13 protein-coding genes are annotated in these 15521 nt (G+C 72.1%); 6 read left to right on the forward strand and 7 right to left on the reverse strand.

Annotated features, from left to right (window positions below; all coding sequences use genetic code 11):
* Nucleotides 1-15 precede the first annotated feature (15 nt).
* Both LNW72_RS36760 and LNW72_RS36765 read right to left on the reverse strand, forming a co-directional pair.
* On the reverse strand, nucleotides 16-2793 hold the full coding sequence (locus tag LNW72_RS36760; RefSeq protein WP_250979358.1) for a molybdopterin-dependent oxidoreductase: 2778 nt from the start codon (nucleotides 2791-2793) through the stop codon (nucleotides 16-18).
* Nucleotides 2790-3614, reverse strand: coding sequence for a xanthine dehydrogenase family protein subunit M (locus LNW72_RS36765; protein ID WP_250979359.1), 825 nt, complete (start codon nucleotides 3612-3614; stop codon nucleotides 2790-2792). The genes LNW72_RS36760 and LNW72_RS36765 overlap by 4 nt, the downstream gene beginning before the upstream one ends.
* Before the next feature lie 232 nt (nucleotides 3615-3846).
* On the opposite strand from LNW72_RS36765, the gene LNW72_RS41835 reads away from it, so the two are divergent.
* Both LNW72_RS41835 and LNW72_RS41840 read left to right on the forward strand, forming a co-directional pair.
* Nucleotides 3847-4746 carry a PucR family transcriptional regulator ligand-binding domain-containing protein gene (locus LNW72_RS41835; RefSeq protein ID WP_308402098.1) on the forward strand — a complete coding sequence of 300 codons (900 nt, stop codon included), beginning with the start codon at nucleotides 3847-3849 and terminating at the stop codon, nucleotides 4744-4746.
* Nucleotides 4704-5375 (forward strand): helix-turn-helix domain-containing protein, encoded by a 672-nt coding sequence (locus LNW72_RS41840; RefSeq protein ID WP_308402154.1) that lies wholly within the window; start codon nucleotides 4704-4706, stop codon nucleotides 5373-5375. Before LNW72_RS41835 ends, LNW72_RS41840 begins: the two co-directional genes overlap by 43 nt.
* A 105-nt stretch (nucleotides 5376-5480) precedes the next feature.
* Here LNW72_RS41840 and LNW72_RS36775 read toward each other — a convergent pair whose 3' ends face one another.
* Nucleotides 5481-5876, reverse strand: a complete 396-nt coding sequence (locus tag LNW72_RS36775; RefSeq protein WP_250979360.1) for a TOBE domain-containing protein — start codon at nucleotides 5874-5876, stop codon at nucleotides 5481-5483.
* A gap of 208 nt (nucleotides 5877-6084) precedes the next feature.
* On the opposite strand from LNW72_RS36775, the gene LNW72_RS36780 reads away from it, so the two are divergent.
* A complete protein-coding gene (locus LNW72_RS36780; RefSeq protein ID WP_250979361.1) occupies nucleotides 6085-7314 on the forward strand; it encodes a phospholipase D-like domain-containing protein in 1230 nt (409 codons plus the stop codon).
* Here LNW72_RS36780 and LNW72_RS36785 read toward each other — a convergent pair.
* Nucleotides 7289-7678: an STAS domain-containing protein gene (locus LNW72_RS36785; RefSeq protein WP_250979362.1), complete on the reverse strand. Its 390-nt coding sequence runs from the start codon at nucleotides 7676-7678 to the stop codon at nucleotides 7289-7291. The genes LNW72_RS36780 and LNW72_RS36785 overlap by 26 nt on opposite strands.
* A gap of 236 nt (nucleotides 7679-7914) precedes the next feature.
* On the opposite strand from LNW72_RS36785, the gene LNW72_RS36790 reads away from it, so the two are divergent.
* The gene (locus LNW72_RS36790) at nucleotides 7915-8064 is read left to right on the forward strand and encodes a hypothetical protein (RefSeq protein WP_250979363.1); all 150 of its coding nucleotides are present in this window, start codon (nucleotides 7915-7917) and stop codon (nucleotides 8062-8064) included.
* Here the strand turns inward: LNW72_RS36790 and LNW72_RS36795 are convergent.
* Entirely contained in the window at nucleotides 8061-8651 is a 591-nt protein-coding gene (locus LNW72_RS36795; RefSeq protein ID WP_250979364.1) for a DNA-3-methyladenine glycosylase I, read from the reverse strand. The genes LNW72_RS36790 and LNW72_RS36795 overlap by 4 nt on opposite strands.
* 229 nt (nucleotides 8652-8880) lie before the next feature.
* Between LNW72_RS36795 and LNW72_RS36800 the strand changes: the two genes are divergently transcribed.
* Both LNW72_RS36800 and LNW72_RS36805 read left to right on the forward strand, forming a co-directional pair.
* Nucleotides 8881-9273 carry an AraC family transcriptional regulator gene (locus tag LNW72_RS36800; RefSeq protein WP_250979365.1) on the forward strand — a complete coding sequence of 131 codons (393 nt, stop codon included), beginning with the start codon at nucleotides 8881-8883 and terminating at the stop codon, nucleotides 9271-9273.
* Nucleotides 9274-9364: 91 nt separating this feature from the next.
* Entirely contained in the window at nucleotides 9365-9775 is a 411-nt protein-coding gene (locus LNW72_RS36805; RefSeq protein ID WP_250979366.1) for a VOC family protein, read from the forward strand.
* A gap of 77 nt (nucleotides 9776-9852) precedes the next feature.
* On the opposite strand, the gene LNW72_RS36810 is transcribed toward LNW72_RS36805, so the two are convergent.
* Together LNW72_RS36810 and LNW72_RS36815 are read right to left on the reverse strand one after the other, a co-directional pair.
* A complete protein-coding gene (locus LNW72_RS36810) occupies nucleotides 9853-10635 on the reverse strand; it encodes a glucosamine-6-phosphate deaminase (RefSeq protein WP_250979367.1) in 783 nt (260 codons plus the stop codon).
* A gap of 130 nt (nucleotides 10636-10765) precedes the next feature.
* Nucleotides 10766-15517, reverse strand: a complete 4752-nt coding sequence (locus LNW72_RS36815; protein ID WP_250979368.1) for a HEAT repeat domain-containing protein — start codon at nucleotides 15515-15517, stop codon at nucleotides 10766-10768.
* Between the last annotated feature and the right edge of the window lie 4 nt (nucleotides 15518-15521).

Below are 15521 nucleotides of genomic sequence, written 5' to 3' on the forward strand. Positions count from 1 at the left end.
AGGATCCGGTGGACGTCATGGTTTCGTCCGGGCGTGTTCGTCCATCGCGGCCCACACCCGGTCCCGGGTGACCGGCATTTCGGTGAAGCGGATACCGGTGGCGTCGCGCAGCGCGTTCGCGAAGGCCGGGGCGACGGGGTTGAAGGGGCTCTCGCTCATCGACTTGGCGCCCAGCGGGCCGATCGCGTCCGACGTCTCCATGAAGTGGACCTCGGTGCGCGGGACGTCCGCGTACTGGGGCAGGCGGTAGCGGCGGAACGCGGCGGTGGTCACCTCCCCGCGCTCGTCCACCCGTACGGTCTCGAAGAGGGTGGCTCCCAGCGCCTGGGCCACCCCGCCCTCGACCTGGCCGCGGCACTGCATCGGGTTCATGACCTTGCCCGCGTCGGCCGCGTGCACGCTGCGCAGGATCTTCATCTCGCCCGTGCCCGGGTCGACGGCCAGCCGGAACCACTGCGCGTTGAAGGCGACCGAGCGCGGGGAGCCGCCCCAGTGGCCGTCCGCCGCGATCTCGTCGAGCCTGCCCTGGTCGTGCGCGGCCTCGTACAGCTCCTTGAGGGTGACGACGCGGCCCGCGCAGTCGAAGGACTCGGCCTGCAGCTTGCACAGATGCCGGGCCACGCCCGTGTGCCGGGCGGCGAAGCTCTGCAGGCGTTCCGCGAGCGAGTCGGCCGCCAGCATGACGGCCTTGCCCGCCACCACCGTGCCGGCCGAGCCGAACGCGCCGGTGTCGTGGCGGACGACGTCCGTGTCCGACTGGCGGACCGTGAGCCGGTCGACCGTGGTGTTCAGCGCCCCGGCGGTGATCTGTTTGTGGACGGTCGTGGTGCCGTTGCCGAACTCGGCCGTGCCCACCGCGATGTCGTACGTGCCGTCGCGCAGCAGGCTGACCCGCGCGTCGGCGAAGTGGCCGCCCGGGGGGCCGGTCGCGATCATCGCGACCGCTGTGCCCGTCCCGGTGAGCCAGCCCTCCGGGACGTCCTCGTGGCTGCGGTCCTCGGCGATGGCCTTGCGGACGACCTCCATGCACTGCTTCATCCCGTACGAGGCGATGAAGAGGTCCTCCTCGTGGCCGATCGGGGTCACCATGTGGTCGCCGGGGCCGATGACGTTCTTCTCGCGCAGGACGAGCGGGTCCATGCCGAGCCGGACGGCGAGCTCGTCCATCACCGATTCGAGGGCGAAGAGGACCTGGCCCAGGCCGTAGCCGCGGAAGGCGCCCGCCGGTACACCGTTGGTGTAGACGGAGTACGCCTCCACCTCCTTGTTCGGCGCCTTGTAGACGGCGAAGGACTCACCGACGCTGTGGAACATGACCGCCGGGCCGTGGTTGCCGTAGGCACCGGTGTTGGACACGACGCGGATGCGCAGCGCGGTGAGGGTGCCGTCGGCCTTGGCACCGATCTTGATGGTGACCTTGAAGGGGTGGCGGGTGGTGGCACCGTAGAACTGCTCGGCCCGGGTGAACTCGAGTTTCACCGGGCGCCGCAGCTTCAGGGCGGCGAGGACCACGATGTCCTCGGTGAGCATCTCCTGCTTGCCACCGAACCCGCCGCCCACGCGGCCCGCGACGACGCGGACCTCGTCCTCGTTGAGGTCGTAGAGGGCGCACAGCGCCCGCCGGGTCAGGAACGGCGCCTGGGTGGAGGAGCGGACGGTGATGCGCTCGCCGTCGCCCTCCTCCTTGGGCTCGAAGTACGCGACGCTGCCGTGGGTCTCCAGACTGGCGTGCTGCACGCGCTGGGTCTGGAAGGTCTCCTCGTGGACGACGTCCGCCTCCGCGTACCCCTTCGCCATGTCGCCGAGGGTGTTGTGGACCTCGCCGCACACGTTGTTCTCGGCGCGGAAGATGCCCGACTCGGGTCGCTTGAGGTGGATGACGGGGGCACCCGGCAGCATCGCCTGCTCCGGGTCGATCACGTACGGCAGTTCCTCGTACGTGACGACCACACGGCGGCAGCCCTCCTCGGCGGCCTGCTCGCTGTCGGCGACGACGGCCGCCACGCGCTGGCCGACGAAGCGGACCACGTCGTCCAGGACACGGGTGTCCATCGGGTCCTCGGTGGGGTGCTCGTGGCGGGCGCTGGAGTACAGCCGTTCGGGGGCGTCGTGGTGGGTGAGGACCGCGTGCACCCCGGGCGCCCGCAGGGCGTCGCTGGTGTCGATGGAGACGATCCGGGCGTGCGGATGCGGGGAGCGCAGCAGCTTCATGTGCAGCAGCCCGGGCACCTCCACGTCGAAGGTGTAGCGGGCCGTGCCGGTGACGACGAGGGGGCCGGCGGGGGCGCCCAGGGACTTGCCGACGGCCTGGCCCGCCTCGGGGCGCTCGGTGTGCTTGACCCCGCGCACCGCGTCCTCGATGGCCCGGTAGCCCGTACAGCGGCAGATGTTGCCCTTGAAGGCGCGCGGCAGGTCGTCCAGCTTGCCGTCGTCGTGGACGGTGCCCTGCTCCGTCTGGAGGGCGGCCGTGGTCATCAGATAGCCCGCGGTGCAGAACCCGCACTGGAAGCCCTGCGCGTCCAGGAACTGCTGCTGGGCCGGGTGGAGTTCGCCGCCCCGGGCGGCGAGGCCCTCGACGGTGGTCACGCTCCGGCCCGCCGCCCGTACGGCCGGGTAGATGCAGCTGTGCACCGGCTCGCCGTCCACATGGACGGTGCACGCCCCGCAGTCACCGGCGTCGCAGCCCTTCTTCACCCCGAACCAGCCGCAGTCGCGCAGATAGGTGCGCAGGCACTGCCCGGCGCGGGGCTCGGCGTCGAAGGGCTGCTCATTGACCTGCATGAGAAAGCTCATCGCACACCGTCCCTGGTGAGTTCGCGCCGGATCTCCTCGGCGAGGCGGAAGCCCATGTGCCGGCGCCAGGCGGGCAGGCCATGGATGTCGTCGAACCAGTCGGCGTCCGTGACGGCGGACCCGATCGCGTCGCGCAGCTCGTCCTGGGACGGCGGCAGCGGGAACCAGAGCCGGAAGGGGCGCACGGTCGCGGCGGTGATCGTGACGGCCAGCGAGCCGTCCTGCGGATCGAGGGCGCCGATGACCAGCGCGCCGGACCGGCCGAGGCCGTACAGCGACGCCTGCCGGAAGGCGGTCGTCGAGGCGAGCGCACGGGCGGGGAGGGTGATCGAGCGGAGCAGTTCGCCCTCGCCGAGGTCCTTGCGGCCCGCCCCGGTGATGAAGTCCGCGACCTTGACGCGGCGCCGTGATCCGTCCTGGGCCTGCAGCAGGCACTCCCCGTCCAGCGCGGCGGTCAGGGAGATCATCGGCCCGGCCGGCAGCCCGTTGCACAGGTTCCCGCCGACGGTGGCCATGTTCCAGATCTTGAACGACGCCAGAAACGCCCGGCAGCACTGTTCGAACAGTGGCGCCGCCACCGCCCCGAACCGCCGCCCGAAACGGGAGAGCTGGGTGATCGTGCAGGTCGCGGCGATCTCCAGCGAGCCGTCCGGCAGCTGCCGGAGCGGCTCCCAGCCCATCCGGCTCAGATCCACCAGCCGCCGCAGATGCGGCTGCGGCTCGGAGAACAGATACGTGCCTCCGCCGAGCCAGGCGTCACCGGGCCGCCAGGGTGCGGGCCGGCGGGCGTCCCGTACGTCCACCACCGTGTTCAGATCCATGCGCTCCGCCACCGTTCTCGCCGGTTGATGCGGCCAGTGAAGCAACGCGGAGGCGGCCCGCACGACTGGTGCCGGGCACGGAATATCCAGCATGGGACAGCCCGGGACTGGAGGATCAACCAAGAGGCTTACGTGCCGGTTCACCTTGCATTTACTATGCCTCTACTCGTACTCACCTGGTGGGTGGGAGATGCTGGGTGATGTGCCCGGCAGCCGCGCAAGGAGCCAGAGCATGCACGTCGACCATCTCCTCCAGCTCGAATCCCTCGATCTCACCCTCCTCTGGGGCGACGCCGCACTCCTCAAGCAGGAGATCAGCGGAGTGACGGCCACCGACCTGGAGGACCCGGCCCGGTTTCTGCAACCGGGGGAGATCGTGCTCAGCGGACTGGTCTGGTGGAGCGCGGAGGGCGGCAGGGCCAAGGCCGACCGCTTCGTCTCCGCCCTGCGCACCTCGGGCGCGGCGGCGCTGCTGGCGGGGGAGGAGACGCACGGCGAGGTCCCGGGCCACGTTCTCGACGCGTGCCGCGAGCAGGGCATCGCGCTGCTCGCCGTCCCGGCCCGCACCAATTTCCGTGCCATCACCGAGGCCGTGTACCTCCGGCAGTGGGGCGACCTCAGCCGCCGCCCCTCTCCGCACTATCTGCTGCCGGAGAACGTGCGCCACGAGCTGAGCCATCTGCTCGCCCAGGACGCGTCCCCCGAAGAGCTGCTCGACCGGGCCTTCGCCCACCTCGGCGATCTGCCCTGCTACCTGGTCACCGCCACGGGCCGCACCATCGCCCGCACCCCGGCGGCCCCGGCCCTGCCGCCGCACCACCTCGCCGACAGCCTGCGGCGGGACGCCGGGATCAGCCTGCGCGTGAACTCGGAAACGTCCCCGTACGACACCTGGTATCTCCATCTGCCGGCGTCGGAGGGGCCCCGCCCCGGCTGCTGCACGAGATCGCCGACGTCATCGCCCAGCACCACGACAACCTCGACCGCCCCCGTGCGGCCGCCCGGTCGTCCGCCGACGAGCTCGTCGCGCTGCTGGACGCGCCCGGCACCGACGCCCCGGGGCTGCGCGCCGCGCTGCGCACCTGCGGGCTGCCGGTCGAGGGCCCCTTCCTCGTCATCGCCGCGACGCTGAACTCGGGGCGCGGGGACTGGGCGGCGCGGGCGCTGGAGGAAGCGCTCGGCCATGCCGGCGACGGGCCGTTCGCCGTCGGACACCTCCCCGACGGCCAGGCCGTCGCCATCGCCGCCACCGCCGCCGCTCCCGGCGGCCCTGACGGCCGCGCCCGGCTGGCGGAGGTGTGGCCGGCGCTGCACGCCTGCAGTCCGCGCGTCGCGATCCACGCCGGGGTGAGCGCGCCCGCCGCGACGGCGGACGCCCTGGAGGGAGCCCTGGCCCAGGCCCGGTTCGCACTGACCGCGGCCAGGACCACCCACCCGCACGGCGCGCGGGTGACCGCCACCGACGACCTCACGACCCTGGACGCACTGCTCGCCGGGATACCCGCCGAGGTCCGCGCGGCGTACAGCTCCCGCATTCTCGGACCGCTGGCGGGGCACAACAACCCGCCGCACAGCGCGCTGCTGGAGACCCTGGAGACGTTCCTCGCCCACAACGGCTCCTGGGCGCGGGCCGCCGAGGCCCTGCACCTGCACGTCAACACCGTCCACTACCGCATCCAGCGCATCGAAGGGATCACCGGCCGGGACCTCTCCCGCCTCGACCACCGTCTCGACCTGCGCGCCGCGCTGCTGTGCCGCTGAGGGCCCACCCGCTCACGCTTCCCGTGGCGACCCTTCACCCGCGGGCCCATCACCCGCGGGCCCTTCACCCGCGGGCCCTTCGCGTGGTGACCGCCGGCCGTCGGTTCAGGGCTTGTCGATGTGCACGTCGGTCGACTTCACCCGGGCGGTGACGGTCACCCCGACCGCCAGCCCCAGCTCCTCCACGGCCTCCCGCGTCACCACCGACACGATCCGGTGCGGCCCGGCCTGCATCTCCACCTGAGCGGCCACATCGTCGAGCGTCACGCCCGTCACGATCCCGCTGAACGCGTTCCGCAGGGACGTCGCGACCGCGTCGGGCCCGGTCGGAACCCCGGCGGCACGCTCCTTGGCGAACGCGGCCAGGCTCACCCCGTCGATGACCCGGTTCCCCGGGCCGTGCCGGTCCATCCGGATATGGCCACCGTCGGCCCACCGCCGGACCGTCTCGGGACTCACACCCAGCACTCTCGCTGCCTGGCCAATGCTGTAGGACGACACCTCCGCACGATACCCGTGCGCCGCGCGCCGGCGGCCTCCGCTTCGCGGGAGCACGGACGCGCCACGGCACGGCCAACTTCGGCGGCAGCACCGGCAGGTGTGTACGTTGGCCCAGTCCAAACGGCTCACTTCGCTCCGAGATCCGGACATCGGTGCCGTACGACGGGGCAGCAAACACCTCAGCAGCTCTCTACGCAGGAGAATCCGCATGACGACCGTCGAGGACCACGAGCAGACGCTGCCCGGGGCCGGTGCGCGAACCGCGCCGGGCGAGCTGTCGTACGCGGAGCGGAAGCAGCGGATACGGCGCCGGCTGGAGCGGCTGATCGGCATCGCGGCGACCGAGAACAACGCCCTGGTGCCGCTGCGCAACGGCGACGAGATCTTCGCGGCCATGCTGGAGAGCATCCGGACGGCGCGCTACACGGTCGACATGATGACCTTCGTCTACTGGCGCGGTGCGATCGCCCGGGAGTTCGCCGCCGCGCTCGCCGGCCGGGCCCGCGAGGGAGTGCGGGTCCGGCTGCTGCTGGACGGCTTCGGCAGCCGGCTCATCGAGCAGGAACTGCTGGACGAGATGGAGCAGGCCGGCGTGCAGGTCGCCTGGTTCCGCAAGCCGCTGTGGCTCTCACCGCTCAAGCAGAACCACCGCTGCCACCGCAAGGTCCTGGTCGTCGACGAGTCGACCGGGTACACCGGCGGTGTGGGCATCGCCGAGGAGTGGTGCGGCGACGCCCGCGACGAGAAGGAGTGGCGCGACACCCATGTGCAGGTGCGCGGCCCGGCGGTGGACGGCATCGCGGCGGCGTTCGCCCAGAACTGGGCCGAGTGCCACGCCGACCTCTTCGACGACCGTGACCGCTTCATCGAACACACCCCGCAGGGCGACGCGATCGTCCAGGTGGTGCGCGGCTCCGCCAGCTTCGGCTGGCAGGACATGCAGACCCTGATCCGGGTGGTCATCGAGTCCGCCCAGGAACGCCTGCGCCTGGCCACCGCGTACTTCGCACCCGACGCCTACTTCATCCATCTGCTGTGCGAGGCGGCCCGGCGCGGGGTGGAGGTGGAGATCCTGCTGCCGGGACCGCACACCGACAAGCGGGTGTGCCAGCTGGCGGGGCAGAACTTCTACGAGGAACTGGTCGCGGCCGGAGTGAAGATCTGGCAGTACCAGCCGACGATGATGCACGCCAAGGTGATCACCATCGACCATGTGGCCTCGCTCATCGGGTCCACGAACTTCAACCGCCGCTCGCTGGACCATGACGAAGAGGTCATGCTGGCCGTTCTCGACGAGACCTTCACCGCCACCCTCGACGGGCACTTCGAGGAGGACCGGGCGGTCAGCGAACTGATCGAGTCCGGCTCGTGGAACCGGCGTTCCTCCCTGCAGCGGCTCCAGGAAGTCGCGGTCATCCCGATCCGGCGTTTCCTGTGATGCCGGTGGCGCCGGGAGGCAGCAGGAGGCCGGCGGCCTCCTCGACGCCTTCGGTCAGCGTGAGGACCTGGTCGGCGCCGGTGAGTTCGAGGGTGCGCAGCAGCTGATCGCTCGGCGCGGCCAGGACGAGGGAGCCGCCGCGGTCGTCCAGGGTCTGCCGCAGGGTGAGCAGCAGCCCCAGTCCCCGTGAATCGCAGAAACTGAGTTGGCCGCAGTCCAGGATCAGCCGCACCTGGCCGGTGTCCAGCACCGATGCGGTGGCATCGGCCAGCACCTGCTCGCTGTCCAGGTCCAGTTCACCGACGACCGCCAGGACGGCCACGCCGTCATGACGGTGTATCCGTCGCGCCTGCAAGCGCGTCATGGAGCACTCCCACTCGAAGATCGACTGCCCCGTGCCGTCATTCTGCCAGGGCGGTCCGCCTCCGGTCAGGCGCTTCGCACACTTGTGCCCTCGCGTGCCGATGGAACCCGGCCGGACCAGCAAAACAGGACCGGCGCCGGGGAGTGGGTTGGAGTGGTGAGTGGCCCTCCGGCCCGCCGGGAGCCTTTCCCGGAGCACGTCCCGGAACAGTTCCAGAGCACATCCGAGGAGAAGCGATGATCACCATCGTGTGTCACTGCGGCGACAACATCGGCGTCCCGAGCGGGGGCGAAGCCGACCAGGACGAGTGGCAGATCTACCACGGCGACGACGACGGCCGGCCGACGGCCTGCCCGCTCGACGCCGAGGGGGAAATGCGCGGCTAGCGCGACGTGGGCCGGCCCTGGGCCGTGCACGTGGTGGCGTGGTCGTTCACGACGCCGACCGCCTGGAGGTAGGCATAGGTGATGGTGGTGCCGACGAAGGTGAAGCCACGCCGCTTCAGGTCCTTGCTCAGCCGGTCGGAGAGATCGGTGCGCGCGGGCAGTGGATCCGTCGGCCGGGGACGGTTCACCACGGGTGTGCCGTCGACCCACTGCCAGAGGTAGGTGTCGAAGGAGCCGAACTCCTCGCGCGTCGCGATGAAGGCGCGGGCGTTCTTCACCGTGGAGGCGACCTTGAGCCGGTTGCGGACGATGCCCGCATCGGTCAGCAGATCGTCCAGTTTGGCCTGCTCGTACCGGACGATCTTCCGGTAGTCGAAGCCGTCGAGGGCCTTGCGGTAGTTCTCGCGCTTGTTGAGCACCGTGGACCAGGACAGACCCGCCTGGGCGCCTTCCAGGAGCAGCAGCTCGAACAGGTAGGCGTCGTCATGGGACGGGACGCCCCATTCGGTGTCGTGATAGTCGGCCATGAGCTCGGAGCCTTCGGCCCAGGCGCAACGGGTCACGGTACCGGCGGTCGCTGCGCTCACGGGCTGTCCTCGGGGCTGCTGGGTCGGGCAGGGCATGTCGGGCCGGCATACTGGCTCGGCGGCCGCCCCGGAACCGCCGGCCCGGGGCGGCCGCCGGTGATCCGGATACACCGGATGCTACTGCGGGGCACTGACACTCCTGGGTGCGCGACACCGCGCCATGAGGAGGTGACGCGGACGAGCCGCCGGATCTTCTCCGGACGGCGCGGAACCGTGGTGTGATGGCGCCGTGAGCAGCGCCGTAGAAGAGAGCAACCGCCGGATGCTTCGGGCCAGGGACGCGATGGACCGGGCCTACGCGCAGCCGCTCGACGTCCCGGCCCTGGCCCGGATCGCCCATGTGTCGCAGGCCCACTTCGCCCGCACCTTCCGGGCCACGTTCGGCGAGACGCCGCACCGCTATCTGCAGCGCCGCCGTGTCGAGCGCGCGATGTTCCTGCTGCGGGAGACCGACCACAGCGTGACGGACATCTGCTTCGAGGTCGGTTTCGGCAGCCCGGGGACCTTCAGCCGCACGTTCCGCGACATCGTCGGCCGGTCCCCGAGGACGTACCGCAAGGAGGCGGCGGCCGCGAACGTACCGACGTGTTTCACGATGGCGTGGACGCGACCGAGCGCCTGACGACGGGCACCGCCCGGCGTTGCGCGTCCCGCTCGGCGACTGAGCAGTTTTGGATAAGTTTTCGTCCGGACCGCTCGGTAGCGTGATGCACATGTTCACAGCGATCACGCACTCACAGATCTACGTCCTCGACCAGGACGAAGCCCTCGACTTCTACGTCGGCAAGCTCGGCCTGGAGGTCAACGCCGACATCGACATGGGCTTCATGCGCTGGCTCACCGTCGGCGTCCCGGGTCACCCCGAGCGGCAGATCCTGCTGGAGAGGCCGGGCACTCCGGCGATGTCCGAGGAGACGGCACAGCAGGTCCGCGAGCTGGTGACCAAGGGCGCGATGGGCGGCCACCTCATCTTCAGCACGGACGACTGCCGCAAGACGTACGAGACGCTGCTGAGCCGGGGCGTCGAGTTCACCGAGGAGCCCACCGACCGTCCGTACGGAATCGACTGCGGCCTGCGCGACCCCTTCGGCAACAACATCCGCTTCACCCAGCCGAAGGCCTGAGGGCCGCTCCGGGTCACGCCCGCTCCAGCGGCTGCTGTCGGACAGCAGCCGCTGGAGCAGGAGAGTTCCAGAGAGTTCTAGAGGAACTGCCAGGTGGGCTTCGCCGCGTACGTGGCGCGGAAGTAGTCCGCGAGCTTGAGGCCGGATGCGGCCGCTTCGTCGATGACGACGGTGGCGTGCGGGTGCAGCTGCAGCGCCGAGGCGGGCACCATCGCGGACAGCGGGCCCTCCACGGAGAGCGCCACGGCTTCGGCCTTGGCCTCGCCGGTCGCCAGCAGCACCAGGTGACGCGCTTCCAGGATGGTGCCGATGCCCTGGGTGATGACGTGGTGAGGCACCTCGTCCAGCGAGTCGAAGAACCGGGCGTTGTCCACGCGGGTCTGCTCGGTGAGCGTCTTGATGCGGGTGCGGGAGGCGAGCGAGGAGCAGGGCTCGTTGAACCCGATGTGCCCGTCCGTGCCGATGCCGAGCAGCTGCAGGTCGACGCCGCCCGCGGCGGCCAGCGCGCGGTCGTAGTCGGAGCTGGCGGCGGCGACGTCCTCGGCGGTGCCGTCGGGGCCCATGAAGGACGCCTCGGTCAGCCCGAGCGGCTCGACGACCTCGCGCAGCACCACCGAGCGGTAGGACTCGGGGTGGCCCTTGGGGAGGCCCACGTACTCGTCGAGCTGGCAGATGCGGGCCCGCGAGGCGTCGAGGGTGTCGGCGCGGACCCGGGCGGCCAGCGCTTGGTAGATCGGCAGCGGCGTCGATCCGGTGGCTACGCCGAGCAGGGCGTCGGGCTTGCGGGCGAGCAGGCCGGCGATCGCGGAGGCGATGAGCTCGCCGCCCGCTTCGGCGTCCGGAACGATCACTACTTCCATGCTGATTCCACCGTTCTGAGGCATACACGTCGTGGTGTAGACCAATTTACCGGAGGTGGGCGGCGGACGGGGCGGCGGTCCAGCACTCGGATCCCCGCGGTACGGCAAAGGTTCACGACCAGGTCACGCGCTATCTGCCGGCCGCCAGGATCCGTTCCAGCACACCGGTGTAACGCGGTCGTCGGTCAGGCCGGGCGTGGTCGGCCGCGTACCGCAGAGCGGGGACCGCCGGCGCGCCCATGCCGATCAGCCCCTCGGCCGCCGTCTTCCGTACGACGGGATGGGCGTGCTCCAGCAGGCCGGTGATGGCGGGGATCGCGGGCTCCCAGCGCGCGTGGCTCAGGGCCAGGATCGCCGTGCGGACGACGTTCGGCTCGGGGTCGTCCAGCAGCACGGAGGTGTGCAGCAGATACGTCCGCCGGTCGAGCACGGACCGTGAGGTCCGGTGGGCGTGCAGACGGACTCCGGGCCTGGGATGGCGTAGCAACTCACCGATCAGTTCCGTCAGTTCGGAACCACCGGCGGGTGCCGCGGCCAGTCGGGTGAGCGCCCGGCGGATCTGGTCGGGGGTACCGGTACGGGCCAGGTCCAGCAACTCGTCCCGGGACGGACCGGGCGCGGCTCCTCCGGGTGCGTCGTGCGGACGGGCGCGCAGGGCCGCCAGGGCGGCGGCGTCCCGCCGCCCGGCGTCCGGGCCGCGCAGCGGACCCTCGACGAGAAGGAGCCCGTCGGCGGGAGCGTCGTGGCCCTCGGCGCGCAGCCGCCGGCAGACCCGTTCCAGCGCGGGGGTGCGCAGCAGCTCACGGCCGGTGAGCAGGTCGAGGAATCCCCAGGCACCGGCGTCCAGACGGTCGGCCAGGTGCTCCGCCAGCGGATCGGCGGGTACCCGGCGCAGCAGGTCCCGGGCGGTCGGACGGAACGCGGGCGGGCCGTGCTCCCAGTACTCCAGCAGCAGCGGCGCCAACGGAACCAGATCCCGCTCGTCGAGCCGCCCGGCCACGCGAGCCACCCGGTCGGGCAGAATCTCCGGGTCGCGCAGTGCGGTCGGACCGATGCCGGTCAGCAGGCGGGCCACCTCACCGCCCACCGGCACCGTGACGCGGCCACGGAGGAACGCCCGCAGCACGAGAAGCCGGGTCTCCGGCTCGGGCCACGCCAGGAGCGCGAGCGCGGCCGTGTCCCGGCGGTCCCGGTCGGCGGAGTCCAGCAGGGTCAGCAGACGCTCCCGAAGGGCGGTCGAACGCGGCTGGTCCAGGTCGTCGACCCGTACGGTGCGCGGTGCGGGGACGGGCTCGCGGGCGGTCTCGGCGAGGGTCCAGGCCGGTGCGTCGAGCGGCTGGAGATCCGTCATCCAGCCGAGGAGCACAACGCGCGCGCCGGGGTCGGCGGCGGCGTACGCGTCGATCAGCGCGGCCAGCCGCCGCCGGGAGCCGGGGACGTCGCCGGTCCGGCGGCGCAGCTCCGTCAGCGCCACGGTGCCCGGGGTGCGTACCGCGGAGTCCAGCGCGTCCTGCCATGCCGCAGCGTCGGTGGAGGCGGGGGAGTGCGGCACCGAAAGGATGGTGAACGCCTCCCGCAGGACGGCGGACTCGGCCTGCCAGGCGTCGGCGCCGAGCCGGGCCGCGGCGAGCGCCTGGTCGAGGTCGGCGCGCACCAGCACCGCCCCGCACCGGCGCAGCAGCGTCAGCGTGCAGCGGTCGCCCGCCGGTGCCGGCGGCAGCGCGCGTACCGCGTCGGCGAGATCCGACGCCCCGACGGCGGACAGCTTCGGCGCGACTGCTTCGAGAACGGCGAGGAGGCCGTCGCGGTCGGCGGCCGCGAGGCCCGCGGGTCCGCCGGCGAGTTCGTCGAGCACGACCCCGGTGGAGCGGGACAGGACCGTCAGCTCGTCGTCCGTCCACGGCGCCGGGCACAGGCGCAGGGTGAGCCGCAGGACAGGGCCTCTGGCGCGGGGTTCCGCGGCGGCCAGCCGGAGCCAGTCCGCCAGCAGCGGGCGCAGCGCCGCCGACTGCCCGGCGGTCGGCGGCTCCGGCCGCTCGGCGATACGGAGGGCGATGGAACGGTCCCAGCCCCGGGTCGTCAATGACCGGACGTCGTGGTCCGGTTGATCGTCCTCCGCCGGCCGGCTGCCGGGGAGTACGGCGATTCCGTGCCGGGCCATGGACGTTGCCAGATTCTTGACGGTTCCGGCCGTGAGCTGGACCCGGCCGGCCGCCACCAGGGCGAGCAGAGCTGGTGCGACGGGGGAGGCCTGGTGCTCCAGCGCGAGGACCGCGCGTGCGGACAACTCGCCGTCGAGGCCCGCCAGCAGCAGTCCGCGAACGCGGTCCTCCCCCATCCGGTCCTCCCCGTGATGACCGGATGGGGGAGTGGAGTCATGTCCGGAGTCGCCCCCGTGACTGTGCTCGGGAGTGTTCTCGGGCGTGTGCTCTGCGGCGGCGAGGACGGTCGCCGCGTACGCGTCGCCGAGGATGGCGCGCAGCGCCGCGACCAGTGCGTCGCGCAGCCCCGGATTGGCATGGTGCCCGAGCCAGAACAGCAGCTTCGGCACCGCCGCCGGCGTGCCCGCGAGTGCCAGGACCCCGGCGGCGGTCTTCTTGACGTTCATGTTCGGATGGTCGAGACACGCGGCGACCGCGGCGGCGGCCCAGCGGGCCCGCGCATGGCCCAGGGCCAGCAGCGCCTGCCGTACGGTCTGGACGTCCTGGACGTCCCGGGTGGCGGTCAGTGCGATCAAGGACGCGGACAGCGCCTGGGCGTCGCCGCCGGTGGTGTCACGGGCGAGCAGCGCGATCACGTGCTTGCGCACCTGCGGGTCGCGGTTCCGCAGCAGGCGGTGCACCCGTCGGCGGGTGCGCGCGTAGGGCGTCCGCAGCAGCAGTTCGAGCAGGATCGTCCGCTCGCCGTCCGACACGCCCGGCCGGTCCAGCAGTTCGAGCGCCGTGCTCGCGACGAGCGCATGACCGGCCTCCCGCGCGGTCGCGGCGTCGAGCAGACAGGACGGCCGGATCCTTCCGCGTTCGTGGAGCCGAACGCCCAGGTCATGCACGGCATCGAGGACTTCATCGGGCACCGCGGGCTCACCGGCCGGCGGCCAGTCGCGGACGGGCCGCGCCGCGCCGCTCGCCTCCTCGGCCGCGAGGTCGGCCACGACGCGCAGCAGGAGGTCCGCGATGACCGGCAGTGTGCCGGCGGCCGCGTGGGCTGCCAGCCGGCGCAGGGAAGCGACCGGCTCGTCCGGGTCCAGATGAGAGCTCAGGAGCGCCAACTCCTGTTCGTCCGGGCCGCCGAGGTCGGCCGCGATGCGGCGGGGGAGATCGGCGGCGTCGAGACGGCCGAGGAGCGCGCGCCGCTGTTCCGGATCGGTCGTCAGCAGCCAGAGGAGTTCCAGGGCGCGGTCGCGTACGGCGCGCAGATGAGGTGCGATGACCCCCGCTTTCTCCCCCGCTTTCTCCGCCGCGTTCTCGGCCGGGTTCTCCGGCTGAGCCAGACCGAGCCCTTCCCACAGCGCGGCCACCGTCCGGTGCCCGCCGATGGCCTCCAGGGCGTCGAGAGCGGTCCCGGGCACCGAGGGCAGGAGCGCGATCACCGTGTCCTCAGCGTCGGTGTGCCGCAGCCTGCGGATCGCGTCGAGCAGCGGTGCGGGGTCAGGAGCGGACGGAAGCAGACGCGTGATCGCTTCCCCGATCCGTGGCTCCTCGCTCCCGGACCCCTGCTCAGAGAGCGCGACGAGCAGGTCCATCCTCCGTGGCCGGTCGAGGTCGGCGGCGGCTGTCTCCCGCTCCAGCAGGACGTGAACCATCGTCCGACGGCAGGTGAACAGGATCGTCGCGACCTGACCGGCCGGAATCGAGTGATCGGCCAGCGCCAGGCCGACGATGGCCGGCACGTCCGCCTCCGTGGGGAAGTGCCCGCGCCGGTGGAGACCACGCAGACACGTCACCACCGGCGCGGCGAACAGCAGCGGGTCCCGCGCGGCGCTCGCCGTCAACCAGGCGATGTCAGCACGGTCCGCCAGGTCGCCGAGGAGTTCCATCGCGCGCCGCCGGAGACCCGGCGGCAGGTCGGGATCGTCGACGACCCGCAGCAGCGGGTGGCGGTGCCCGTGCCGGGCCGCGGTCGTGAGCGCGGCCTCGGCCACGGCCGGTTCGGCGTTCGCCGCAACCGGGCCGAGAAAGGGGGCCAGCCGCCCCGCCGGCAACGGATCCAGCGCCGCCCACGGCTCGGCGAGCGCCTTGAGCGCCTCGGTGGTGACGTCGGTGTTTCCGGTACCGAGCAGCCGCACCAGCTGTTCCCGGACCAGCGCCGGGGCCAGCAGCCCGGCGTGCAGCCCCTGCCGGGCCAGTCGCAGCGCCGCGGCCGTCAGCACCGGGTCGCCGCTGCGCGCCAGTTCGTCCACGAGCTGCCCGGGCCGGTGCGCGTCGGCGACGGAGGCTCCCCGTACGGCCTGATAGAGCAGCTCTCCCGGCGGTTCCTTGCGGAGCATCGCCGGATCGTTGAGGAGCTCGGCGCGCAGCCAGGCGATCCGCACCCGCACCGGTAGTGGCGCCGCACGCCACAACGGCCAGGGCCGACCGTCGAGGTGCGGCCCCAGCCGTTCGTAGAGTCCTGACAGTACGAGCGCCGCCTCGGGCGGTCCGGCCGCCGATCCGGGCAGCAGCGCGGCGAATGCGGCCGACTCGACGTCGTCGGGCAGCTGGTCCGAGGCGAGCCGCTCGGTCAGCAGGGTCAGCCCCAGGTACCGGATCCGGAGGTTCTCGTGCCGGACGAGACGTCCGAAGACGTCCGGCGAACAGGCCCGCACGTCCAACCGGTCCGCCAGCTGACCGAAGTCGGCCCGGCGGAGCGCATCGTGGAAGTCTTCGTCCGCCGGGGTCGTCATCACC

Source organism: Streptomyces sp. RKAG293, from assembly GCF_023701745.1.
Taxonomy (GTDB): domain Bacteria; phylum Actinomycetota; class Actinomycetes; order Streptomycetales; family Streptomycetaceae; genus Actinacidiphila.

Coding starts and splice junctions, on each gene's coding strand:
- LNW72_RS36760 (WP_250979358.1), bottom strand. CDS start 2,793: ATGAGCTTTCTCATGCAGGTCAATGAGCAGCCCTTCGACGCCGAGCCC.
- LNW72_RS36765 (WP_250979359.1), bottom strand. CDS start 3,614: ATGGATCTGAACACGGTGGTGGACGTACGGGACGCCCGCCGGCCCGCA.
- LNW72_RS41835 (WP_308402098.1), top strand. CDS start 3,847: ATGCACGTCGACCATCTCCTCCAGCTCGAATCCCTCGATCTCACCCTC.
- LNW72_RS36780 (WP_250979361.1), top strand. CDS start 6,085: ATGACGACCGTCGAGGACCACGAGCAGACGCTGCCCGGGGCCGGTGCG.
- LNW72_RS36785 (WP_250979362.1), bottom strand. CDS start 7,678: ATGACGCGCTTGCAGGCGCGACGGATACACCGTCATGACGGCGTGGCC.
- LNW72_RS36790 (WP_250979363.1), top strand. CDS start 7,915: ATGATCACCATCGTGTGTCACTGCGGCGACAACATCGGCGTCCCGAGC.
- LNW72_RS36805 (WP_250979366.1), top strand. CDS start 9,365: ATGTTCACAGCGATCACGCACTCACAGATCTACGTCCTCGACCAGGAC.
- LNW72_RS36810 (WP_250979367.1), bottom strand. CDS start 10,635: ATGGAAGTAGTGATCGTTCCGGACGCCGAAGCGGGCGGCGAGCTCATC.
- LNW72_RS36815 (WP_250979368.1), bottom strand. CDS start 15,517: ATGACGACCCCGGCGGACGAAGACTTCCACGATGCGCTCCGCCGGGCC.